Here is a 23,546-nt window from a genome sequence, read left to right as displayed (position 1 = left end):
ATGGCAGCTATCGGCCAGAAGCAGACATTCGTTTTGCTATTTATATTCTATTGAGCCTAAATCCGGAGAATGGAGAATCAAATCTGCAAGGCTTGCCACCGGACCGCTTAACGAAGTTTCTGAGCGATGTACGAGATAAAGATCTTTGTAAACATCTTCTTCAATCGGAATTGCATGTAACCATCCGCTTGCCTGTTCATGCTTGACCGCGCTTTCCATCACAAGCGAGATTCCTAGCCCTGCGTGGACCGCGTGTTTGACCGCCTCGGTGCTACCTAACTGCATACCCACTGTGAACTCTGCCGAGTCGGCACCGGCATATTGTTGTAGTAGGCGCCCAGTTCCGGTAGCCGCTTCGCCTCCAAGCAAGTTCTGGGATTTTAACCACTTAAGTGGAATGGTCGACTCGGCAGCCCAAGGATGGCCGGGGCGAACAATGACAACCATCCTCTCGCGCCGCCATACTGTTGAGACGAACCCAGGACGTGAGTCCCACCACTCCATTACCGCTACATCCACTTCAAGCGTTTCCAGCAAAGCGGCAATCTCGATATTTTTGCCGATCCTCACATCGATCTTGTTTGCTAATTTATCTTGGAGCGCCTTGATATAGGGTTGTAAAAGATAAATGCCGATATTGGAGCTTGCACCAACGACCAGGCTTTTATTGTGGAGGGCTGCCGTAGCCTTATGGCTAGTACGGAGCAATTGTTCCGCATAGGGGAAAAAAATCTTTCCCTCCAATGTCAGGCTTTGCGGCATTGTTGCGCGGTCAATCAGCCGGGCCTGCAAAGACTGCTCCAGCCGCTTGATATGCTGCGTTACTGTTGGCTGGGACAATCCAGTTTGCTTCGCCGCTTCGCGAAAGCCCCCGCATTTGACGACGGCAATGAACGTCGCCACACGCTCCAGATCTATCACGCCGCCTTTACTCCCGGATACGGCTGATTAATCGCGCCCATCGGTTTTTCACCAGCGAGTGCCTGGATGATGTTCATCGCTGCCTGCCGCTCGATTTCAAGCCGAACTTCCTTGACCGCCGATCCCAAATGCGGCGTAAAAAACGTTTGTGCCGTATTGTCGAGCAGCGCCTTGGGGATAGCCTGCGGGCGATCAGCGCGTATCCATTCTTCCATCTCGAAGACATCGGCTGCATATCCAGCTAGTTTTCCAGACGCCAGTGCTGCTATCACCGCATTCTCATCCACGACCGAGCCGCGACATGCATTGATCAGGTAGCTACCGGTTTTCATCTTGGCCAACGCGGTGGCATCGATTAGATGCAGTGTCTCTGCGGCCATCGGAACCATCGGCACGACATAATCACATTTTTCGAGCAGTTCATCGAGCGTGACGCGCTGTACGTGCCAAGCCTTTTCTTGTTCGGCATTGAGCGGAATCGGATCGCAATACAAGAGATTCATTTCAAAGCCAGCCAAGCGCTGGGCGATTGCACGGCCGACCGCCCCCATACCAATGATGCCAAGCGTTTTTCCTGTCAAACCAGAGCCATATAGTGTCGGCCGCCAGCCTTGGAAGTGTCCGCTACGGATTTGCCTATCGCCTTCCAGCATATGCCTTGTCAAACCGAGAAGAAGGCCGATAGTCAGTTCAGCGGTCGGGATCGTAAGCAAATCCGGCACAATCGTAAGCCATACACCGTGGCGTGTGCAGGCGTTGACATCGAAGTTATCATAGCCTTTAAGCGCGGCGCCGATGACACGCAGCTTTGGACATTCCTCGAGAAACGCGCTGTCGATGCTGTCCGGCATGAAAGCCATGAGTGCATCCGCATCTTTGGCTCGCGCAATTACCTCAGAACGCGGCAAGGTTTCCCGTGTGGTGTTGGGGATAACATCGGCGCTAGCGGACAACAATTCGATGATTTCCGGGTGCACCCAGTGGGTGAGGACGACTTTGGGCTTCATAAAAACCTTTGTAAGCTTTGGGAGTTATTTGAACTTGCGACGCAGGAAGGAGCTGAAGGCGTCGACGAGGGTAACCATGCCTAAAATAACCAGCAAAATAGCCGAGACATCCTGGTATTGCATGATGCGCAGAGAGCCCATCAGCTCGAACCCGATTCCACCGGCGCCGACCATGCCCATCACGGTCGAAGCACGGAAGTTGTATTCCCATCGATAGATCGCGGTATCGGCCATTTGCGGAAGCACTTGGGGAAAGATCCCATGAAAAATCACCTGCAATGGCGTGCAGCCCGCTGCATGCGCGGCTTCTACCGGTGCCGGATCGGCATGTTCGATCGATTCCGAAAAAAATTTGGCGATCATGCCAACCGAATGTAAGCCTAGGGCTAAAACACCCGGCAATGCGCCGAAGCCAACGGCTGCCACGAACAGGATGCCCATGATCAGTTCGGGTATCGATCGCAAAGCGTTTAACAGGCCGCGTGTGGCTTGATACACGAGTGGATGAGGGCTAGTATTCCGCGCGGCGAGCACTCCTAAGGGAATGGATAGCAATACCGCGATTGCCGTGCCGGCGATACTCATGGCCAAGGTATCCAGTACCGGTTTGACCCAGGTGCCAGCCTGCGAGAAGTTCGGTGGGAACATCTCGCCGGCAATTTTTACCAGGCTTGGCATGCCATCCTTCAATCGCTCGGCATCAAATAGGCCGACGTAATACCAGCAACCGATCACAATCGCCAGCACAACGGCAAACTGCAGTATCGTGCGGTTCCATACGCGCTGGCGCTCGGCCAGAATCAAACCAAAATCAGCTTGCATGCTGTCGCTCACTTAGAACTTCGACAGATCGAGCTTGAGCAGTGTGCCAAGGCTGCGCACCACGTCATAGTCTTTGTCGCTGATCGGGCCGAAACCATCGGCTTTGAAAGGTTTCAGGACTTCCGGATCTTTGAGATTCAAGAAGGCTGCACGGATCTTTTCCTTCAGTTCCGGCTTCAGATTGCTGCGCATGGTCCACGGGTATTGCGGATATGGCTTCGATTCGGCAAGAACTTTTACTTTGTTGGGATCGACCAGTCCGCGCTGAACCAGGGATTCAAAAATCGGCTTACTCAAGCCGCCAGCCTGCGCGTGACCGTTTTGCACGGCCATGGCCACCGCGTCATGCGCACCGGCAAAGTGTTCGCGATAGTTTTCGCCGGCTTTCAAACCGTTTTCCGCCAATATCGACTTCGGAATCAAATGGCTGGAGGTGGATGCCTTATCACCGTAAGCGACATTCTTGTTGACGATATCACTGATTTTGGCGATGCCGGCGCCAGTATTGGCGATCAATACGGACTGGTAGGTAGTGCTACCCTTTTGCTTCATCGCTGCGAATGGCTCGATGTCGCTCTTTTGCTTAGCCAGCACATACGACAAGGGGCCAAAATATGCCATGTCGATACGGCCGTGACGCATGGCTTCGATCATTGACGAGTAATCAGTGGTAACCACCAGCTCAATTTTCTTTCCCAGCTCTTTTTCCAGATAGATTTCGAGCGGCTTGTTGTTTTTAATTACGGTCGATGCGTTTTCGTCCGGCAGCAGCGCAACTTTGAGCGTTTCTGGATCGGGATTGGATGATGCATGGCCAATGCTGCAGACGGCGGCAAGCAAGACAGACATTAATGCGGATGCGAGTTTTTTCATAATCAATCCTTTACGGTAGCAAATTGCATGGGAAATTAAGTATCGATAAGCCGTTCCTCTCGAGCGTCTTGTGGAACGCTCAAAGAAGAACGGGGTACTTGTTCATACAGCGTGTCGTAACTGGCTTGATCCAAAGTCTGCGGGGCGGCATCAAAAATGACTCGGCCATGGGACAGGCCAATAATACGGTCGGCATAACGTTGAGCGAGGTCTACCTGATGCAGGCTGACGACCGCCGAAATCCCGTCCTCTTTACAAATGCGGTGCAGCAGACTTAGCACTCGCTCTGCAGTAGCAGGATCGAGGCTGGCTACCGGTTCATCAGCCAACACCAGTTTAGGTTGCTGAGCCAGAGCCCGGGCAATACCGATGCGTTGCTGCTGGCCGCCGCTCAATGCGTCGACACGGCTTAAGGCTTTGTGCAATAAGCCGACTCGGTCCAGACTTTGCAAGCATATGGATTGATCCTTCGCCGGGAGGGGGAATAGACTGCGTAATGCCGTGTGGTAGCCCATTCGGCCCATCGAAACGTTTTGCAAAGCCGTCAGTCGGCCAATCAATTGATGCTGTTGAAACACCATGCCAGTCTGTCGGCGATGCATGCGCAATGCACGCGAGTTCGCCAAATTTCCTAAGCCGGCGACAATGGTGGTGCCGCGCTGCGACGCATGCAGCGAATTAATACAGCGAAGTAGCGTGGATTTTCCAGCGCCGGAAGATCCGAGCAATACGGTGAACTGTCCCTGATGGAGTTTGAGAGTGGTGGGATACAGTGCAATCGCATCACCATAACTGACTGAGACATTCTGTAGTTCGATCATGACACCTCCGGCAGATTTGAATTCGTAATCAAAAATGATGACCTGATTACGAATCTGAATTGCAGCGATGGTAATGTCGTGATATGACACCCTGATGACTCGTTGATGTCATTTTTGTGGCATGGTCGCGGGTGCCTGTGAGGGAAATAAGTTGTGCTACCTATGCCAAATATAGACGTCTGCTATGGGTCGATTTGCGACATTGAGCCCCTTTAGCTTTGACCTGTTAGATAAGTTCTGCGTGGTGAAGGTGGCGGGATTGAATGCAAATCGTTGATGAGTGCGTATTGGCCATCAAAACCCCCACCCGTTCTGGTTGAAGTCCCCCACCTGTTCCGCTTCGAGCTCTACCACCTGTTCTGTCTGGAGTCCCCCACTGACGGCAAGGGTCTTTTCAGTTGACTGATCATGCCTGTGGATAACTTCCTGGCTGATGAACTTGGTGCTGTGGTTTTGGCCGTCAGCCGCTTCAGATCATCGTAGGCAAAGACTCCAAGTCTTGGCTTTGGCGTTCTTCGCCATGGACCAAACAAGCACTTGATGCTCGGGCAGAACTGAAAGACGGAGTGTGAGAAAGTTTGGAGCGGCTTGCCATTGGGCTCGGTCAACCACTGCATCACTACGTCCAGTCACACCGTCAATGCCGCGGGCCTTCAGTGACACGGTGTATTCCGCCCAGTTTGTCGTGCGGTATGTCTTTCGCACCTTATTGTCTTCCTGCATCAGATGCAGACTACCACTGGGACGTGCGAGTTTGTGCAACAAAGACGTTCCACTCGAAACGTCCGAAACTTGTGATCGATCAGTTTCACTGGTGTTGTGTGAGGTGAGCAATTAGTTTAACCATGCGCTCATGTTCTGGAAAAAACCGGGCATTCTCCTGGGCAAGGCTAAGGGAGTTTCTGGGATTTGCCCCTCGCGAATACAACCATTCAAAAGCGCGAAGAGCATTTGCAATCGCGGCGTTCTCAAGCATCGTGCGCCCAAATTGATCCGTCTCTTCTAGATCGGCGTCTTTGGCGAGGAGTTTTTCCAAGTCGGCTACATTGTCCTTCTGGATAGCGATGTTGAGTGAGGTTATCCCGTTATTTTGAGATTCATGCAAACCATTGATGAAATGATTAAATGTATCTGCCAAGAATATTACATTCCTGTAAGTCGGCGGAGTGTGCTCATCTTCATGATTCCACAAGAACAATTGGCCTTGCCGTTCTCCTTGAGTTGCGATGCAAATTTGATTTCCACAAGGGTCATCACCAATTGCCAATATTTCAGGCGGAATGCGTCCACTGAAGCGCTGATGCACTATTTGCAAGTTACGGTAGTCGGGCACCCAAAAGCCAAGACCATACAAGCTGCTCACTCCATCAGTATCTTCTTGGCCACTTTCATCAATGTAGGAAAACCAATATGGCACCGGCCTTCCGCCATTGTGTCCTACCAAAAATTCCCGATATTCATTTGGTAGCGAGCACCCCATGCCCTGCTCGAAGCTCGCAATATCTGCTTCGGTGAGCGATTCTCCACTATCTTTTATATCGATCATTTCGAATACACCGATTGCATCATGTTTGAATTGGCCTTATTGGGATACAAAAGGAACCCTCCTCCTGCCGGACTGTAGGATGAAGTTGGACCCATTTTTTCCAATTGACCATGTCGCTGCAGACGCCATTGCTATAGCCGCCAGTACTTGTTGACGTCAATGGTTTTTCTGGTTGTTTGGTCACCAATATGCGGTCACTTAGCACCAGTGCTTTGTTCGTTTGATGCCAGACGAGAAACAGTTTCCCTGAGGAACTCCTGCTCCCTGAAAAGGGGGGAATTTTTCTCGATACGCACAGCCGACGTCATCCGCTCTATAAATTCCTGTGACTGCACTTGGGCTCTCTTTAGATATTCGAGCGCGCCATCTAAATTGTTGGCGCGCAAAAATGCGCAACCTAGAAATAAATTTCTATTACTAGAATCCGGTGCACCAAATCCGATATTTATTTTTTCACTCGCGAGAAGATCAATCCAATTTTGCAAAGAGTATAAGTTATTCAGCTCAGGAATTATGGTTTTTTCTACTTGACTCAACGCATCGTTTAGCTCGACTTCGTCGGTGGACATCACGCCAGTTAGGCACCACATGTTTTCACCAGCAGTTTTTCGAGCTTGTTTTATTCCTCGTTGCACCGTCACCCTAAAGTGACAAAATGCCTCCTCTGGTGTGAGGAGGTCATCGATTTTGTGCAGTGAAGATTCGTCGTATATATTTGGCATAAAGCTAAAATAGCTGCCCGCCCAGATGGAGAAAGAGGACTCTGGAATGCAAGCTCGATCAGCCTCTTGAGGGGTTGAGAGTCTTACTTCAATAACGTCCGATTTTAATTCGGTAACGCGCCAAAACGTACTCCCTTTTCTTTGGTTGAATCCTTCCCTCAAGAGGGTCGGCTCAATAAAATCAATAAGCATCTTCCTAGCCTGCGCACGAGTTAAGGACGATTCTTTTGTCGACGACTTCTCCGCGCGCTGTCGTTTAGACATCGCGCCACGAAGATAATTGAAAATATTTTTCATGGCTGAAGTCTGCGGCCCGGTTTATTTCGAATAAACAGACTCCATAGTGTTTGAGTTGATCTTGTTCGGGTACAGGAGGAAGCCGCCGCCAGCGAGATAGTTGGCTCCGTTGCCAAAGGTGCCGAAGCCGAACCCAATGCCAGCGGATGTTGATGCCGATAGATTTGCCACACCAAATGAGTTTATGCTAGGTATTTTTCCAAGAGCGAGCAAACCGTCATCAACAAGGCCTTGTACGGCGGATATATCTGTGGCCGCCCCGCGCGTCAAGAGCGTTGTGGTTCCACCATAACTTTGGGAATAAAGAACAGAGTCGGTTATCTGGGCGGCATCCCGCGAACTAATTTTCGCAACATTCTTTACCTCAACAATATTTTTGAGGCTGTCTATCGCATCGGGGAACCGTCGCGTAGCAGTTCCGGATATTGATGGAATCGCTGTCTTGCCTGTTGGTGCGATGCCAGCTAACGCCTCACCGATTTGACCAAGTTTGTTGCCAGGAACTGCGGCACTGTTAACCTTCGACAGCTGACTGAGAGTGCTGAATTTATTTGCAAGCCCTGCGCCGACTGCGCCAAGCGCGGCATCTACAGCTATCGACTTCACATTTAAGGCAGCGTTTGCCGCCCCAGACCACCCCCCTTGGTAATATCCAATGATTCCGCGAATAACACCACCAGTCAAAACACTGACCCCTGCGCCAATACATGACGGGCAATTGCCGGTTGGGTCATTTGCATTTATAGGGTTGTTTGACGTGTATTGATAAAAATTGATATCATCCGAACTAAAACCTATGGGGTCTTCCGAAATGAACCTCCCAATTACAGGGTCATACATCCGGGAGCGGTAGTACATCAAGCCGGTACCGTCAGCTTCTCTTCCTGTGTATTGCTGCCGATTCGGGCTGCTACCAGTGCTCGATTGCACCGTGCCGAACGCCGCGTACTTCACGCTCTGAGTGGTGCCGCCGTTGTGACCGCTTACCGCCGTGGTGCTCGTCACTTGGTCTTGGTGGTACAAATAGGGCTTCAGCTTGCTGTCGGTGTCATACATCCAGGCTGCGACGAGTTCATCCACGCTGGAGCCCCGGAAATACTTGGCTTGAAGTTGGGCGCCCGAGTATTCGGACTCCAGATGCTCGCCTTCCAAGAAGTAACTACGGTTGCCCAAGGTGCCGCCACTGCGCCCAATGCGGTAGTCCATCGGGTCATAGCTGTAGGTCTCACCGCCCACGGTCTTCACCCGTCCTTTGGCATCCCAGGTCAGGGTCTTCGCGCCGATGCCGGACTGCGCGGTCAGGCGGCCTTCGAAGTCATTCGTGAAGCTGCTCTCTAGCGTGCCGCTGGCGCTGCCGATGCGAACTTCGGCCAGCCGATTCGTGCCCGCTGTGTAGTTGTAGTACCGCGTGTCGGTGTTGGCCGTGAGGCTGCCCTTCGTATAGGTCTTGCGGTTGCCCACCTTATCGTAGGTGAACAGCTCATCGTTGCTCAACCCACGGTAATCGGCTGTCTGGAGGCGATACAAGGCATCCATCGTAAAGGTGGTGGTGGTTGTGGCATCGACCTGCGTCAGGATGTTGCCCGCACGGTCTCTGGTGTAGCTCGTGTCCGAGATCGGCGCATTGGCCGCGTCGTACTGCGCCAGACGTGTGAGCCAACCATTGGCATCGTATTGGTAGCTGGCACGTGCCCCAGCAGCGCTCACGCGGCTGAGCAATCGCCCGGCCGGGTCATACTGATAATCCACCTGCGTGTAGTCGGGGTTGCGCAACATCACCAGCCGGTTGGCGGCGTTGTAGACGTAGCTGGTGGTGCTACCTTGGTAGGTGGTCTTGGTCAGGATGTTGCCTACCTTATCAAAGGTGAAGGCCATGTTTTTACCCCGGCTGTCCGTCTTGCTGGTCAGGCGGTTCAATCGATCCCAGTTGAAGGCGTAGCTGACGTTGGCGTTGGTGGCAGCATTGCGATTGCCTGCGGCGTCATAGCCGAAGGTCTCTGCCGTGCTGTCCTTCAAGTAATCGACTCGGGTCAGGCGGTTGTCGTTGTCGAAGCTATAGCGGGTGACTTCGTTCAGGCGGTTGGTTTTCTCGTAGATGTTGCCTGCCTCATCGGGCTTGTAGCTGATGACCTTCGCACTGTGGTCGGTCTCGCTGGTCAGGCGCCCCAGGTCGTCATACGCAAAGCTCCAGGTCTTTGCCTCTGCATCCTTCACCGTCAGGCGGTTGCCTGCGAGGTCATAGGTAAAACTGGTTTCGCCATTCAACGCATCGGTGATCTTGGTGACGCGGTTGAGTTCGTCATAGGCGCGGCTTTCGCTGCAACCCAACGTGTTCTTGGGCTGCAAGCCCGCTTGCGCATTGGCGTCGATGGTGCAGGTGAGGTTGCCGTTTTCATCATATTGAAACTCGCTGCGGTAGCCCTTGGCATCGATGGCTGCGGTCTTGCGGCCCAACGCGTCGATCTCGAATGTCACCTTCTCGTCGTTGGCATTCTTGATGCCCACCACATCGCCACGCAGCGTGAGCATGGTTTCTGTGCGGTAGCCGGTGGCGTCGATCACCGCCGTCTTGCGGTTCATCGCGTCGTACTCAAAACGCGTGGTGTGGCCTTCGGCGTCCAACACGGCGATCACGTTGCCCGCGTCGTCGTATGAATAGGTGGTGACATTGCCTTCGGCATCCGTCTCGGTCTTGACGCGATCAGCGGCGTCGAAGGTGCGGGTGATGACGTCGCGCACGTCGTAGCTCCCATCGGGCCTTTTGTAGCGGTGCGTCACCTTCCAGAGCTGCCCGTTGTTGTCATAGTTATTGATGACTTCGTTGCTCAGACTGTCGGTCGCTTTGATGATGCGATCCAGCGCGTCGTAGTCGTAGCTCGTGGTCAGGTCGATCAGCGCGGCGTTGGTCGGGCTGGTGCGGCGCTTGAGGGCTTCTGTTTTCTTGCGGCCTAGGCTGTCGTAGGTGTAGGTTTTGGTGACGCTGATGTTGGCAGGCATGCCAACGATCTGCTCCTGGCTGACGTTCAGGCCTTTGCTGCCAGCCTCGTACGTGAGGCGGGTTTCGCGGTAACGCGTCGCGTCCAGGTAGCTGCGGCTGTAGCTCAACGTGGCGTCGTTGTTCCAGCACAGGCTGGCCAGCAGCACGTTGGTGTTGGTGGTGCCCGCCGATGTCAAGGCGCTCAGGCGTGATTCCTTGGGGCGGTTGATGTAGTCGCCACATGCGCTGGCCGTGGCCGTGGTGGCGCTGGCGTAGCTGGTGGTCGAGGTGGTGCCGCGCTTGTCCTTCGTGGTCGTCACCTGGTCCAAGGCGCCATAGGCCATGTCAACGGTGCGGCTCAAGGCATCTTGCTCGCGCGTGACGTTGCCGAACTGGTCGGATGTGCCCGCGAAGGCTTTGTCAGCACGGTAGCTGTAGGTGGTGGCGTAACCCAGTGCGTCGTACTTCTTGCTGCGGATGGCGTCGCCCTGGTTCTCAAACAGCAGCACGGCGCCGTCAGGCTCAATGAGCTTGCTCATGCGGCCGTCAGCGTCGTAGTAGTACTCGCGCACAAAGCCTCGCGCGTCGGTCACACGGGTGCTCTTGCGGTACAGGTCGTAGTCCAGCGTGTCGCCCACGTCGAAGCTGTTGGTCTGCTGGAAGGTGCGGCCGTTCTCGTAGTACTTGAACTTGGTCTGCACTGATTTTCCATCGCGCTGAACAGGCTTGGTGATGCTGGTCAGCAAGTGCTTGGGGGCGTCGTAGGCGTAGGTCAGTACCTGGGTGAGTGGGTTGGTCAGCGTTTGCAGGTTGCCCGAGGCGTCATAGCCGTAACTCCATTTGCGGGCTGTCCAATCGCTGACATCCTTCAAACGGCCATTGGCGTCGTAGGTCAGCGTAATGCCGGTACGCCCAGAGATGCCCAGGTTGTCGGTGACGGTGGACAGGCGGCCATTGGTGTCATAGGTGAGCGTGAGGCGGTCACCCCAGGCGTTGTCGATGTACTTCAGGCGTGCGACCACATTGGGCGCCGACTTGAGCGTGCCAGTTGGCGCTTCAAAGATGTACTTGACGCCGTTGCGAAAGGCCAAGGTGTGCTGGCCCACGCTGGGGCTGTCCAGTGTCAAGGTGTCGTAGACACCCTTGGGGGCCGTGACGGCAAAGGTCGTCTCGTTGACCAAGAAATTCTGCTCGCCACCGCGCTCATCCGTGTAGGTGATGGAGCTGGTCTTGCTGTTGGCGTTCTCGGGCCTTTGCGTACTGGTGCAGTTGGGGCAGTCGCCGAAGTCGTTGGACTTCAGCCGCATCATGTAGCTGTGAACCCAGCCATAGCCCAGGCCGCGATCCACCTTGGTGGAAGACGGCGCGCTGTTGTAGGTGCGCGTGAAGACGGTGTTCAGGCTATTGCGGCCACGAAGCACGAAATCGGTTTCGTCGTGGTAATTGTTGCCGCTGACTGTGGACACCGGGTCTGCGGTGCTGGGGGTGCGGATGGGGTCGTTGTTGACCGTACCCACCAACAGCTTGTCGTTGAACTGGTCGTTGTTGAAGGTGGGAGTGACCGAGACAGCCCCAGTGTTGATGGCCTTGGCTGGGTTCAGCACCACGGTGCCATCGACATAGCCACCAGCGAAGGCGGGACTCACACTGGTGAGCGTGAAGCAGGCCAGAGTGAAAGCCGAGAGGCTGCGGCGATGGCGCACCAGGAAGGGCGAGGACGCTGTGGGTGCGGCAGTCGGAGTAGTGAGTCGGCGCATGATGTCAGTTCCCTTGCTTGGTGTTCTGTTCAGCCTCTACAGCAGCCGATTGAACGGCTTGGGCGGCTTCAGCTTGGCGCTTGTCGGCAGTGGTTGATCCGCTGTCCAATCCCACATAGCCGCCACCGGCGATCAGGCTGCCGTTGGCGATTTCCATGCTGATGTCGATGAGCTCCCCCTTGACGGTGTCGTAGGTCTTGCGCACATCCACCGAGAAGCGGTAGGTGGCCCCGGTTGTGAGCTTGGAGGGGATCAAGTATTCGACCCAGGTCTGTGCTGTGTCACGCAGGTACAGGTTGTTGCGAATGCTGGCAATCGTCAAAGCGTCCTGAGCATCGATCGCGGGAGGATAGGCGCGGAACACCCGCCCGGTGGTGCTGAAGCCCTTGTTGCGGTCAAAGTAGTTGAAGTAGGTCTGCCCGATGTAGCTGGGAATGATGGTGTTCGACCAATCACTGCTGATCACCGACAACACCGTAGCCTTGGTGCCGGAAAACGGTGTGCCGTCGCAAGTGCTTCCGTTCAACGTAGTCGTTGCAGGGTACGAGTTCACTGCGCTCACTTGGTCGGCAACGCATTTTGTCCAACCGTACAAGCCGTTGGACGGGGCATAGGTGTAGGTACCCAACAGGCGTTGCGTTGCATCGGTCGATGTACTGACGGTGGACAGGAAGGTGTCGTAGCTGGCCCCCGAAGTGCCGTGTGACCAGGTCGATGGCGCTGTCGCGAATACCGAGTACGGAGCATAGGTGAAGCCAGAAGGAACGCTGGTGCCGAAGCCAAAGCTTGCGTATAAGCCTGGGAGCGTGTCGTTGGTAGCGTTCTTCTTGGGATTCAGCAGGGTTGCGCCATTGGCCAATGCCATTTGAATACCGCGCACAGTGGATACCGCGTCGTAGCCGGTGAGCTCCTGCCAAATTTCATGCTCCAGAGACGACCCAATGTGGGCCAGGAACTCGAACTGCCGGTTTGAATAGCTCAGCGCCGTTTCATTGGTGCGGTAGGCGCCCCCGATGGTGATGCCCTTCATGTCGATGAGCAGGCCACCAGGCAGGATCGAGAACGCTGTGCCATCGACATACTCAGCTTCATAGACTGAACTGACCACGCCCAAGAAGCCGAGCACTGGGGTTTTGGTCTTCATCAGGCGGTCGGTCCTCTCAAACTGCTCACGCAGTTTGGCGTAGTACTGTGTGGCGCCCACGTAGAGCAGGCCGCCGGTCAGGGCGTCAAGCGCGGGTTTGTTCACCAGCAACTTCGTGTCCGAGCTATCCCAGCCATTGCTGTTGGCATCGACATAGGGTGTGCAGTTGGTGCCGTCTGCCAGACATCCTGCTTCACCGGGCATAAACACGACCTTGTACTGGTCGTTGGCTGCCAGCAGCTGATCGGCAGCGCGGTGCACCTGAGACCAGTTGGAGGACTCACCTCCGGTGGCCACCAAGTAATAGCCGCCAATGATGCCTGAGTAGCTGGCGGTGATGGTGCGGTCGGCAGCGCCGCTGACAACTCCGGGGGCGCCGTCCATGGTCACGACAAGATCAAATGGAGCGCCTAGCTGAATCACCACGCCGTTGATCGTATAGGTGCCAGCCGAAACCGTGAGCGCAAATCCCAGCTCGTCTCCGCCAAGTCTGAATGCCTGGCTTGATGTACCGTTCAACGATGAGAAAGAATAGGTGAGCCTTTTCGTAGCAAGATCTGTAAGTCGAACTTTTACGCCAGCACCATTCAGGGGAGATGGCGCGCCGTTGAAATAGGGGGTTGCCGTGAGGAATTTCGCCCATTTCTTGGGTTCGGCCCCCGGTACTGCGGCGTCATGACCATCAATCGTGTCGTAGCGGCGGATGTTGCCAACAACCTGATACGGCAGCGATGCAGGCAGCAGCCCCTCGCGCAATGCAATGACTTGCCCTGCATCTTCGACATCCTCCAGCGTTTTGCCCGCATAGTTGGTGCGCAGCCAGGCGCCGATCTGGTCTTCCAAAATCGTCAGCGGGTTTTTGTCGCGCCGGGTTGCGTCATTGTTCTTGATGGCGTTGTAGTAGGCGGTGTAATCGAACGTGATCGCGTTGTAGGGGTCGAGGTTCAGGCCGTTGTAGGTCTTTTGCTTGAAGCTGGCGTCCAGCGCCACCCAGGTGCATCGAGAAACGTTGGCGGTTTGGCTGCAATCGATGGCGGGGCTGACGGTGTTGATGCCCCGGTATTGGTCGAAAGGCAGGAAGGCTTCGGCCCATGCATGTTCAAAATCCACCGTGCTGCGGTCAGCGGCCAGCGTTACGCCCTGGATGCCCTGGGACCTGAGCACCTCGACGGCAGTGTCCAGTTGCGGGATGCCCATCCAGTTGGTCAGTTGCGCGGACGGAATGCGCACTGTGCCCACGGCGTAGCGCGCCGGGATGTTCTGTGAGCGCAGCATGGCAATGAGCGCCGAGGCGATGTCCACATCGCTACCGCGCCGCCCCAAGAATGTGTTCACGGAACCCGAGCGCGAGCCGTGGTAAGGCGAGTGTTCGATGGTGTTGTGGACGTACTCGTAGATGGCTACGGCGGTGCCGAGCTGAGTTGCCTTGTCGCGCAGCAATTGAGCATCGGCACCCGAGTACACGACCTCAGGCGATTCGGTGACGACCTGGGCTTGGACGCTCAGGCTCACCACGCTCAGACAGGTGAGCGTGGCCAGTGCTAAAACACGTGTGCTCAGCGTGCGGCACAAGCTCTGGATAGGGTAGGTTGGCATCGTTATCTCCCTTATTGCTTGGCTGCTGCACCGCTGGTGCTGGTGCTGTTATCGCCGTTATTCTTGGGCGGCACGAAGCCAGCAGGCATGGCTTGCAGCGTCGGCGTGCCGTGGGTGGCCGGTGCGTCGCGCAAGCTGCCGTGAGTGGCACGCAGTTGTTCGCGCAAGGCGTGTAACTCCGTGGTTCGATCCACATTGCCCTCGGCCTGCGCCGCATCGAGTTGTTGTGCCCAGCGCTCGAACAGGCGTGCTCGCTGCTCGCCGATGGGCAGGCCCGCCGAGTGGGTGTCTTCTTCGGGCATGCCGCGTGCGCGGGCGGCTTTGAGCTCGCCCCGCTGACGCAGTTGCTCGGCCACAGCGCGGGCGCCCGCGCGTGCTACATCGCGCAGGCTGGCTGTTTTCTCGCGCGTTTTGGGCTGCTCGCCACTGTCTTGGCCCTGCACGGTGATGAGATCGCGGTTACTGGGGTCGAGGTCGGCGGCGATCAACTGATCAAGGCTGGCGCGCAGGTTGGCCAGTTGCGCGGCATCCGCGCCATCTTGTGCCCCACTCTTCTTGGCGGTTAGCACGTTGCGGCTGATGCCGCGAATGGCAGTGAGTTGGGCTGGCGTAAGGGTGCGCGCTTCGCTGGCGGCCGCAGCCGAGGTTTGCCCGGCGCGCTCTGCTGCGTGAACGGGCGGCACCAAGCTGAGCGATGCCAGCAACGCGGCCAAGATGTGTGTCTGCTGCTTGTTCATGGCGTGTTCTCCCTTATGCGTCCTGACGACCACTGCGACCGGCCCGACCGACTGCGCCCATCAGGCCTGCACCAAGCATGACCAGAGCCCAAAGTGGAAGTGGTGCATCGCCGTCATTGGCAGCCACTTGCGTGTTGCAACCCGGACAAGGGTTGCCGTTCAGGTCAACGGACAGGTTGGTGAGGCTGGCAATCGGCGCGGTATCGCTGATCGCGTTGTTGGCGGCGTTGAGTGTGGTGAGGTTGCTGGCATATTGCAGACCGTTCAAGCTGGTCACGCCCCGATTGGAGATATCGAGTGTGGTCAGTTGCGACAACTCGCCCTGATTGAGTTGATCCATCGAGCCGCGCCCCAGCGCTTCGTTGATGGCGGCGCGCAAGGCGGCGTCGGTCACATCGACGCGCGCGCGGCTGTTGGTGGCATCTGCTCCTTCGGCGGCCGAGAATGCCTGGGCGATCAGGCCGGTGGCGAAGATGCCCGCATCGAAACCGCCGTCGACGCGCTGAATGGCAGTGAGCGAGTTGAGCAGGGTCTTGGCGTCATTGGAGGCCGGGTCCATGCGCAGGTAGGCCAAGGCAGTGGCGGCGCGCACATGTGGCGCAGAAGAAGTTGTGACCTTGGCTTTGAGTGTGGCTACTGCGTTGGCCAGGGGCGTGGTGAGCGTGGCGTCCGAGCCCTTGTAGGCGGCGAGCGCCTGCACGACGCGGGCGGTGGTGTAGGCGTCCGTCGTGCTGCCAGCCGCCGTAGGCCATCCCTGGTCATTGGCGGGGCTGAGTTGGGTGGCCTTCAGGTAGGCGATGGCTTGGCCGCTGGAAAAAGTTGCACCGACTGTGCGCAAGGCGTCGAGCGCGAGGGCGGTGTCCAGCGGCGCAGCCCGATACCGCTTGGCCAGTCCCCAGCCTGACTGCCCGGCAGCGGGGGTGGAGACTGCGGCCAGCAAAGCGTCGATGTCTGCCTGGGAGCTGGACTGCGTGGCGCGCAGCACAAGCAAGCGTCGCGCACGGGCGTCCAGGTTCTTGGGGTCATGGTTCTCGATCCAAGTCTGGCCTGCGTAGTAGGCAGCTTGACGGCGATTGGCCTGATGCAGTGCCAGCACGGCTTCGGTGGTTTGCAGGAACGTGCGTGCCTCGGAGGTATCGCGCCAACTGCCGTCGCTGCTGTCTTGCTGGGCTTCGAGCCATTGCGCGGCGCGTTGATTGGCGCTGGCGTAGACACCTGCGTGCGCAATTTGTGGCAGCGCGGCGACCAAAGTGACTGCGAGCCAGCCTGTGCAACGCAACCAGCCCGCATTTGGCGACGTAAAACGACGAACGGCCTGATCGGCCGAAGAAATGGGCGGTTGAACCGCTCGCAGCGAACGCATCATGACACCTCCTTGCAATTTCGACACACAGGTCACAAGGAGGACTGCCGACTTGGCGCGGCTACTGCTTTTTTCTTCCTCCTGACCACTTCATGACGGAAGAGGCTAGCGGTGGCTGATGACAGTTGTTGCATTCCGGGTCTAGTCATATGAATTTTGATGCTCATAAAAACCCAATGCATTGCTCATCCCACCATAGGAATGACATAGAAGATCGGTCTCACGTGTTGCGCTTATATGTTGTTCTTTGATTGTCTATATTGAGCCCTTACCAGAGTGACGCGAGGCCTTGACCATGAACGGCTATTTGCTGTTCCTATTTCATGGTCAAACGCTACCACTCGGCGATGGCTCGGCGGCTGGGTCGCAACATTGCGGCCTATCGGCGTCGTGCCGCGCTCACACAAGAACAACTGGCCTACCGCATCGATGTGGAAATCGCCACCATCTCGCGCTACGAGACGGCGGCAGCTTTGCCCTCGCTGGTCACGCTGGAGCGCTTGGCGCACACCCTGCATTGCTCGGTCGCGCAACTGCTCGATGAGAAGGCCCCCACGCGCTCGGACGAGATCGAGCGCGTCGAGGCCATGATCGAGCCCCTGGATTTGGATGAGCGTGTGCTGGTCGTCAATCTGCTTGAATCGGCGGTGGCCTTTGTGCGCCAACGTAAGGTGGGGCGGCCACGAAAACGGCCTGCCAAGGATGGCGCAGACCTCAGTCGTGTCCTCGCCACGCAAGGGGAGATGATCGAAGGTGATGCAGGCGCGGATGTGGGCTTCGTCGCAACGCACTATGTTGAGGAGGACGTGGTCAAGACCGATACCGCCGATGATCCGGCTGGCAAACACCGGCCGATGAACTGACAGAGCCGACGCGCTGCCAGAACGGCCAGTACCCCGGCCGTCAAACCCAAGGCATAGCGCCCTCCACCTTGCATGAACTGCTTCCAGATGACCAGGGCTGAGATCGCACCAGGCTCTAATGCGTCCAGTGCCATGCCCCACAACTCTCCGGCCAGCACGACAGGCATGTCGATGAGCACCAGTACTGCCAGCAATGGCGGCAGCACCACGGCGCGTGCAACCCACTCCAGCCAGGGCCGCATCGGCTTGTCGGTGGCAGATGGTGCCCAGGTTGGCCAGGCGATGGCCACCAGTACCGCCACCAGCGGGCCCTGCAGTGCGTGTGCCAGCAAGGTCGATGCATTGGCTGTGCCGCGCGGATCAGGGTAGATCACCTTGCCGCCAATGAAGACGATGTGCCGCCACATGACCCGAGCACGCAGCACCCGATCTGCCCCCTCGTGATCGATGTAGAGGGTCAAGAGCTTGAAGTCGTCTGCCACCCACGAGAAGACGACTCGGTAGGCTGATAGCCAACTGCTCACCAATACCTCGCCATAGAGCACGGCCAAAGGTAGCAACACGGCCGCCGCAAGCGTCAGACGCAGCAGAACGTGAACCGGCATGCCCAAGCCTTGACGGCTGATCAGGGGTGCGGCTTTCATACGGGCTGCGGCTTGGACTCGACGTCGGGGGTGATTGCGTAGCGGTTGAGCCAGATCACAAAGAAGGCGGCGGCCCCGATGATGAGTAGCATGGGGGCCACAATGCCGTGCAACATGTCGAAGAGGGCCTTGTCGGCTCGAAAGGCATAGAACAGGGCCACCACGCGCGCCTGGTTCAACACAAACACCAACATGGAGCCCACCAGCATGCCGCTCACGCGGGTGCGCAGCGGCAGGGGTGCCACGAGCATGGCGGCCACCATCATGAACGCCGCTTCGATGCCCTCGCAGCCATTGAGGATGTTGATGCCGCCGCCCGGCGCGCGCAATCGTGGCCCGGCAGGTGTAACCCCAACAGAAGGATCGACTGCGTCGATTAGCCAAGCAGCCGTTTGCACAGTCGCGTGATCAACCACCAGGCGCTCGACCCAACTGCCCTTGGCTGCGCCGTATAAGCCCTGCAGCAAGGCGAACAGGGCTATGAAAATGGCCGCACGCCAAAGCGTTGAATGTTTTCGCGCTGGAGTATGGCCTTGTGGCTCTTGAGTTAAGCCGTCAGACTGCACCCCGTTCATTTCCCTGGTCATCTTGATTTGCGTTCCTGTACTAGGCCCCAAGTTACGGCATTGTCGTGACGTTTGCATGAAGCCTTCTGGGTGCACGCACCGACCTCATTCCGTCAAGCGCCATTGGCGGCCTTACGCCTGCGCAAAGACTCGCCGACCAAGTCGATGCGATGCGCCCCATTGACCAGCCTGTCCATGATGGCGTCGCCCACGGTGGGATTGCCTCCACTCAGGTAGTCGTGCCATTTGCTCAGAGGCAACTGACTGGTCACGATGGTGGACTTGCTACCGCTGCGCTGCTCGATGAGTTCCAGCAGGTCGCTACGGCCTGTGGCGGTGAGTGTGTTGATGCCCACATCGTCCAGGATCAGCAAATCCAGCTTGGCCCACATCATCAGCTTTTTGCGAAAGCTGCCGTCCCCGTGCGAAATCGCCAGCTCGTCAAGCAGCAGCGGCACCCGCATGAACTTGACACTCAGCCCGTGTCGGCACGCCTGGTTGCCAAGGGCGCACGCCAGCCAGGTTTTGCCGCTGCCCGTCGGGCCAGTCAGGATCACGTTGAGGCCGTGGTTCATCCAGGTGCACTGCGCCAACGTGGCCATGAGCGAGCGATCCAGCTTGCGCGACGCACGGTAGTCGATGTCTTCGACGCAAGCGGATTCGCGCAACTTGGCATTGGCCAGCAAGCGCTGTAGGCGCTTGTTGTCCCTGAACGTGGCCTCGGCGTCTACGAGCAAGGTGACGCGCTCCTCAAAACTCAGTGGGCTGCTGGCGGCGGTGCTGAGCTGCTCGTCCAGGGCGCGTGCCATGCCCTCAAGTTTGAGGTCATGCAGCTTGTCGATGGTGTGGTTCATCATCATGATGTGAGGCTTTCAGAAAGTGCGTGTGAGGGAGGGTTGGGCGTGGACGGAGACGACCTGGGGAAATCAGTGATGGTCAGTGGTAGTAACCTGATCCCCGCACGTTGCCGTGATCGAATGCGGCTTCGTCTGGTTGCGCTGTGTCTAGGCCTTCCAGACGGTGGCTCAGGATTGAGCGCAGGCTGCTCAGCGAGGTGGTGCCCAATTGCAGGGCTCGTCCGCATGCGGCGTCCAGCCGCTGCTCTCCAAACTCACGCACCAACTTCTTGAGCCCATTGGTCATGCGGTAGCCTCGCTCCTTGTAGAGCACCTGTGGAAGGCGGGCCAGCAAAAAGGCTTGTACCTGGGGCCCCACCGTCAGCCCCCAGGCCAAGGCATCTTCGGGACTCCACATGAGGTAGTGCCGTTGTGCTGGGGTGAGGTGCTCGGGATGGATGGCGGGCTCCATGCCTGGCCCACGTTCATGGCAGGTGACCCGCTTGCCACCATGCAGCACTTCCACAGTGGATGCAGTGAGCCGCAGTTCTACTTCCTTGCCGACCAGGTGAGGCGGCACACTGTAGGGGCGGTCATTGACGATCACGCTCTTGTCCAGGCCCACGCGGGCTTTGTGGAACTCGGCATAGACGTAGGGGCTGCTCGGCAGGGCCTGCATGGCTGGCCTGTCGATCTCATCAAACGCACTTCGCCGCGATCCCACCAGCTTTTGGAAGGGGCGTGCATTGAGGTCGTTGAGCAGTTCTCGAATCGCAGTGTTGAGCTCACCCAGGCCATGAAAGACGCGCTTGCGCAGGACAAATAAGATCAACCGCGTGATGACGCCAACTGCGTTTTCCACCTTGGATTTGTCCTTCGGGCGGCGGCTGCGCGCCGGGATCACCACCATGCCGTAGTGCTCGGCCATGTGTTGGTAGGTGGCATTGACCACTGGATCGACCCGGCAGACCTTGGTCACTCCGGACTTGAGGTTGTCGCACACCAGCACCCTGGGCGCAGCTCCAAAGAACTCGACCATGCGGATGTGGGCGGCGATCCAGTCAGGCAGCTGTTGTGACCAGTGGGCTTCGGCGTAAGTCAGGCTGGAGGCCCCCATGACACCTACAAAAATTTGTGCTGTTCGTTCCTGACCAGTTGAGGGGTCCACGATGACCATGGTCTTGCCCGCATAGTCCACAAACGCCTTCTCCCCTGGTGGGTGGATTTGGCGCATGTAGGTCTTGAGCTGTTTGGCCCATGCCTTGTATCGCCTGCAGTACTGGCTGTAGCAGATGCTGCCTGGGTGGCTTTCCAGATGCTCAAGATGCAACTGTTGCAGGGTGGCGCCCTTGCGCCGCATTTCTTGATGGACTTCGACCCAATCAATGTGCACAGCAGCGCGCAAGGCCGGTGTGCCTCTCTTGGGAAACAACCGTGCTTCCAGCTGTTCGTCATCGAGGTCAGGGGGCAGCGGCCAGCCGAGCCCGGCAGCCTGGGCGCGCTGAAGGCACTTGCGCACGGCATCTCGTGTTATGCCCAGGCTCGTCGCAATGGCGCGCTGGCCCAGGCAAGCTTCGTGCGCAAGCCTGAGCACTTGCCGCACTTGTCGTATTCGTCCCATGGGGTCGTTCTCCGATTGGCATGAATAGACGGCCGACAGCTATCCCACCGACGTCCCACTTGGGTCGCACGGTCTTGACAGCCGCCATCTGGGCAAGCACAATCGGATTGACCCTTGCAAGTCAAACCTCTCTTGACGCCCCACAGTTCCCGCTGTGGGGCGTTTGCTTTTGCCAGGGCCGTTGATGAATCTGGGCGCAGTCATGGACACCATGGCGACCCAATACAACGGTGCTGGATCAGGTCATGGCTCACCTCCTGGCAGGGGCGAGGCTTCGGCAGGTGGCGACTCAGGGCGCTGAGCTGTCCGAGCCTTACGCTGGGCCATGCTGCCCCTGGGTTTGAAGCAATAGCGATTCGGCCAGAGGGCGCTGACTTCTTCGCCCAGGAGCTGGGCGATGTGGCTCGCAATGTCGTACGCCGTCACCCGGTCATGGATGACATTGCCCACCACGCTGGTGGAGACACCCAACTGCCTGGAAATGCCAGATTGGGTCAGCCCCAGGCGCTTGAGGCGGTAGGTGATTTCCAGTGCGTCCATGGTGGTTGATCGCATGCAACGGTGAGGCGGCAACAGGCGCCATCAACACAGGTCGATGAAGCACGAAGTCAGGCGCGGAATTTGGGGTTAAAGTGCTTTTACTTGACAAGCACAGCGCATCGTATCAGATTGAATAAATGATGCAAATGAGATGTGCGCCTCACCATGCTTGTCGTCCATCCTCATGAGCACAGAACCACAAAACGGACAAGCCGCGCAGGCTGCACAGATTGCGGCCTGGGAGGGCTTCACGCAGCGCCTGCAGCAGGTGCTGTCATTTGCTGCCGTCAACCAGACAGATCTGGCGCGTCGCCTGGGTCTGTCCATTGGCTTCATGTCGGAAATCGCCCGTGGCGTCAAACGCCCAGGCACGGATTTCTTCATTGGCCTGAGGGACTTGCTGGGCATCTCAATCGACTGGCTGATGACCGGGCAAGGCAGCATGACGGGGGGCTCTGGCATCCGCCAAGAGTTGTTCGAGGCCATCGGGCTGCAAATTGCCGTGGTCAGGGCTGCTGTCTTGCAAGATGACCCCAAGGCGCGTGCGCTGATGATCCTGATTCAGGAGGGGCTTTTGCATGCGGCATCTGCGGATCAGTCGTTTTCTCAGATGCTGGGTCGCATGGCGCAAGAGCCGATTTCCCAAGAAGACCAACGGTTGGCAGTCGAGCTGTACAACGGGCACTTGTGGGGAGCAGACCCCATTGCCCAAAGACGCAACCTGCTGGCTGCCGTGGTCGCTCACTTTGAAGCCCGCAAGCCCAAAGACCTGGTGGCGGCTGTCACGGGCCAGGCCAGCGCACCTGAGGCAAAGGCCTCCAATGCTGCAAAAGGTGTGAAGGGCGATAAGGGTGTGGCCGGTGCCGCCAGCGCATCGACCGTGACTTTGCAGATCAATACCGGGCGACAGCAGCGCAACGCCGGTAGAGACCTCCACATTGGGGACAAGACTCGCCGCTGATGAATAGGTCACAGCGGTGAGTCTTCAAACTCAAGGACTCCGCCATGAACCTGAACCACCAAAACACTGACACCGCTCACCAAGATGAGGTGCAACTACCAGCACGGGAACAAGAACACGCCTCACCTGAGGCATTGCCGTCGGAATCGTCGGGCAAAGTCATCCAGTTGAACCTTGGGGCGCAGTCACGCAACGCAGCACGCGACTACATGGAAGTCAGCGTGCCGGATTCCGTCAAGACGATCTTGATGGTCACGCCCACGGCGCAGTTGGACAAGATGGCGCTGGACAACGAACGAATGTTCGAGGCCCGCTACGGATTCAGGGGTGGCAAGGCTGTTCGGCGCCAGATCATTGCGCTGCAGCACCAATACGACCTCACCGATGCCGAAGTGACGACTTTGCGCAAGGGCGGGCAAATGGCAATTCGCCCCAAGGATCAGACCGTTCTGGTAGCCCCCGACATGGTTGCTCCATTTGCTGGCGGCGTCTACCTTGTGATGATCACTGCCTTTTGCTTGTCATGGTTGATCGACGTGACACTGCGCGATGCGCCTGAAAGCCGCAAGGTGTTTGCCATCGTCATGATTGGCATGCTTTGGGTGGGTGTGATCTGGTACACGAGCACACGCATGATCGGCCCATGGCAGTTGATCAAGCAACGCATTCGACAGTTCCGTGCCACGAAGGATGACAGCCGCTCGTCTGACGACGCAGACGCTCAACCACTGTAAGCCGCGTTGATGGGTGGCAAGGGCATGGCCATGAACTGGTCAAGTCGGCCACCCAAAGTTATCCACAACCGAGGCGAAAAAATGAGTTATCCACAGATCGAGGTGGGTGTTCATGAATACCCCTTGCCTTCAGTGGGGGACTCCAAACAGAACAGGTGGTAGGGCTCGGAACGGAACAGGTGGTAGGGGTTGAATCAG

General features: G+C 57.2%; 19 protein-coding genes. 3 read left to right on the top strand and 16 right to left on the bottom strand.

What is annotated here, in order from left to right:
* Window positions 1–36: 36 nt before the first annotated feature.
* The 11 genes from EV672_RS08125 to EV672_RS08075 all read right to left on the bottom strand — a co-directional run bounded on the left by EV672_RS08125 (window position 37) and on the right by EV672_RS08075 (window position 16,586).
* Window positions 37–903 carry a LysR family transcriptional regulator gene (locus tag EV672_RS08125; RefSeq protein ID WP_231108837.1) on the bottom strand — a complete coding sequence of 289 codons (867 nt, stop codon included), beginning with the start codon at window positions 901–903 and terminating at the stop codon, window positions 37–39.
* A 14-nt stretch (window positions 904–917) separates the two neighbouring features.
* Window positions 918–1,928 carry a phosphonate dehydrogenase gene (locus EV672_RS08120; protein WP_009238667.1) on the bottom strand — a complete coding sequence of 337 codons (1,011 nt, stop codon included), beginning with the start codon at window positions 1,926–1,928 and terminating at the stop codon, window positions 918–920.
* A gap of 24 nt (window positions 1,929–1,952) precedes the next feature.
* Window positions 1,953–2,750 carry a phosphonate ABC transporter, permease protein PhnE gene (gene phnE, locus EV672_RS08115; RefSeq protein WP_009238668.1) on the bottom strand — a complete coding sequence of 266 codons (798 nt, stop codon included), beginning with the start codon at window positions 2,748–2,750 and terminating at the stop codon, window positions 1,953–1,955.
* Between the two features lie 12 nt (window positions 2,751–2,762).
* A complete protein-coding gene (gene phnD, locus EV672_RS08110) occupies window positions 2,763–3,623 on the bottom strand; it encodes a phosphate/phosphite/phosphonate ABC transporter substrate-binding protein (protein WP_004629229.1) in 861 nt (286 codons plus the stop codon).
* A 35-nt stretch (window positions 3,624–3,658) separates the two neighbouring features.
* On the bottom strand, window positions 3,659–4,444 hold the full coding sequence (phnC, locus tag EV672_RS08105; RefSeq protein ID WP_133608243.1) for a phosphonate ABC transporter ATP-binding protein: 786 nt from the start codon (window positions 4,442–4,444) through the stop codon (window positions 3,659–3,661).
* 808 nt (window positions 4,445–5,252) lie between these two features.
* Complete coding sequence (locus tag EV672_RS08100; protein WP_133608051.1) at window positions 5,253–5,990, bottom strand: SMI1/KNR4 family protein; 738 nt, start codon at window positions 5,988–5,990, stop codon at window positions 5,253–5,255.
* A 194-nt stretch (window positions 5,991–6,184) separates the two neighbouring features.
* A complete protein-coding gene (locus tag EV672_RS08095) occupies window positions 6,185–7,009 on the bottom strand; it encodes a hypothetical protein (RefSeq protein ID WP_133608049.1) in 825 nt (274 codons plus the stop codon).
* A gap of 21 nt (window positions 7,010–7,030) precedes the next feature.
* Window positions 7,031–11,743, bottom strand: a complete 4,713-nt coding sequence (locus EV672_RS08090) for an RHS repeat-associated core domain-containing protein (protein ID WP_133608047.1) — start codon at window positions 11,741–11,743, stop codon at window positions 7,031–7,033.
* 4 nt (window positions 11,744–11,747) lie between these two features.
* The gene (locus EV672_RS08085) at window positions 11,748–14,483 is read right to left on the bottom strand and encodes a transglutaminase-like domain-containing protein (protein WP_133608045.1); all 2,736 of its coding nucleotides are present in this window, start codon (window positions 14,481–14,483) and stop codon (window positions 11,748–11,750) included.
* 11 nt (window positions 14,484–14,494) lie between these two features.
* Window positions 14,495–15,220 (bottom strand): hypothetical protein, encoded by a 726-nt coding sequence (locus tag EV672_RS08080; protein ID WP_133608043.1) that lies wholly within the window; start codon window positions 15,218–15,220, stop codon window positions 14,495–14,497.
* A 13-nt stretch (window positions 15,221–15,233) separates the two neighbouring features.
* Window positions 15,234–16,586, bottom strand: coding sequence for a hypothetical protein (locus EV672_RS08075; RefSeq protein ID WP_133608041.1), 1,353 nt, complete (start codon window positions 16,584–16,586; stop codon window positions 15,234–15,236).
* 320 nt (window positions 16,587–16,906) lie between these two features.
* Here EV672_RS08075 and EV672_RS08070 point away from each other — a divergent pair, with 320 nt between their 5' ends.
* On the top strand, window positions 16,907–17,446 hold the full coding sequence (locus tag EV672_RS08070) for a helix-turn-helix transcriptional regulator (RefSeq protein ID WP_133608039.1): 540 nt from the start codon (window positions 16,907–16,909) through the stop codon (window positions 17,444–17,446).
* Here the strand turns inward: EV672_RS08070 and EV672_RS08065 are convergent.
* From EV672_RS08065 to EV672_RS08045, 5 genes are all read right to left on the bottom strand, one after another.
* The gene (locus EV672_RS08065) at window positions 17,374–18,090 is read right to left on the bottom strand and encodes a hypothetical protein (RefSeq protein WP_133608037.1); all 717 of its coding nucleotides are present in this window, start codon (window positions 18,088–18,090) and stop codon (window positions 17,374–17,376) included. The two genes, EV672_RS08070 and EV672_RS08065, sit on opposite strands and share 73 nt — an antisense overlap.
* Window positions 18,087–18,677 carry an archaeosortase/exosortase family protein gene (locus EV672_RS08060; RefSeq protein WP_166643504.1) on the bottom strand — a complete coding sequence of 197 codons (591 nt, stop codon included), beginning with the start codon at window positions 18,675–18,677 and terminating at the stop codon, window positions 18,087–18,089. Before EV672_RS08060 ends, EV672_RS08065 begins: the two co-directional genes overlap by 4 nt.
* A 92-nt stretch (window positions 18,678–18,769) precedes the next feature.
* On the bottom strand, window positions 18,770–19,516 hold the full coding sequence (gene istB, locus EV672_RS08055; RefSeq protein WP_133608033.1) for an IS21-like element helper ATPase IstB: 747 nt from the start codon (window positions 19,514–19,516) through the stop codon (window positions 18,770–18,772).
* A 76-nt stretch (window positions 19,517–19,592) separates the two neighbouring features.
* The gene (gene istA / locus EV672_RS08050) at window positions 19,593–21,113 is read right to left on the bottom strand and encodes an IS21 family transposase (protein ID WP_133608031.1); all 1,521 of its coding nucleotides are present in this window, start codon (window positions 21,111–21,113) and stop codon (window positions 19,593–19,595) included.
* A 243-nt stretch (window positions 21,114–21,356) separates the two neighbouring features.
* Window positions 21,357–21,668 carry a helix-turn-helix domain-containing protein gene (locus EV672_RS08045; protein WP_133608029.1) on the bottom strand — a complete coding sequence of 104 codons (312 nt, stop codon included), beginning with the start codon at window positions 21,666–21,668 and terminating at the stop codon, window positions 21,357–21,359.
* A 154-nt stretch (window positions 21,669–21,822) separates the two neighbouring features.
* Here EV672_RS08045 and EV672_RS08040 point away from each other — a divergent pair, with 154 nt between their 5' ends.
* Entirely contained in the window at window positions 21,823–22,614 is a 792-nt protein-coding gene (locus EV672_RS08040; RefSeq protein ID WP_166643502.1) for a helix-turn-helix domain-containing protein, read from the top strand.
* A gap of 44 nt (window positions 22,615–22,658) precedes the next feature.
* Window positions 22,659–23,348: a hypothetical protein gene (locus EV672_RS08035; protein ID WP_133608025.1), complete on the top strand. Its 690-nt coding sequence runs from the start codon at window positions 22,659–22,661 to the stop codon at window positions 23,346–23,348.
* Window positions 23,349–23,546: the final 198 nt, after the last annotated feature.

Origin of the sequence: Aquabacterium commune (assembly GCF_004362855.1) — a bacterium.
In the GTDB taxonomy this organism is placed as follows: Bacteria; Pseudomonadota; Gammaproteobacteria; order Burkholderiales; family Burkholderiaceae_C; genus Aquabacterium; species Aquabacterium commune.
This window is presented reverse-complemented; position numbering and strand designations above follow the sequence as displayed.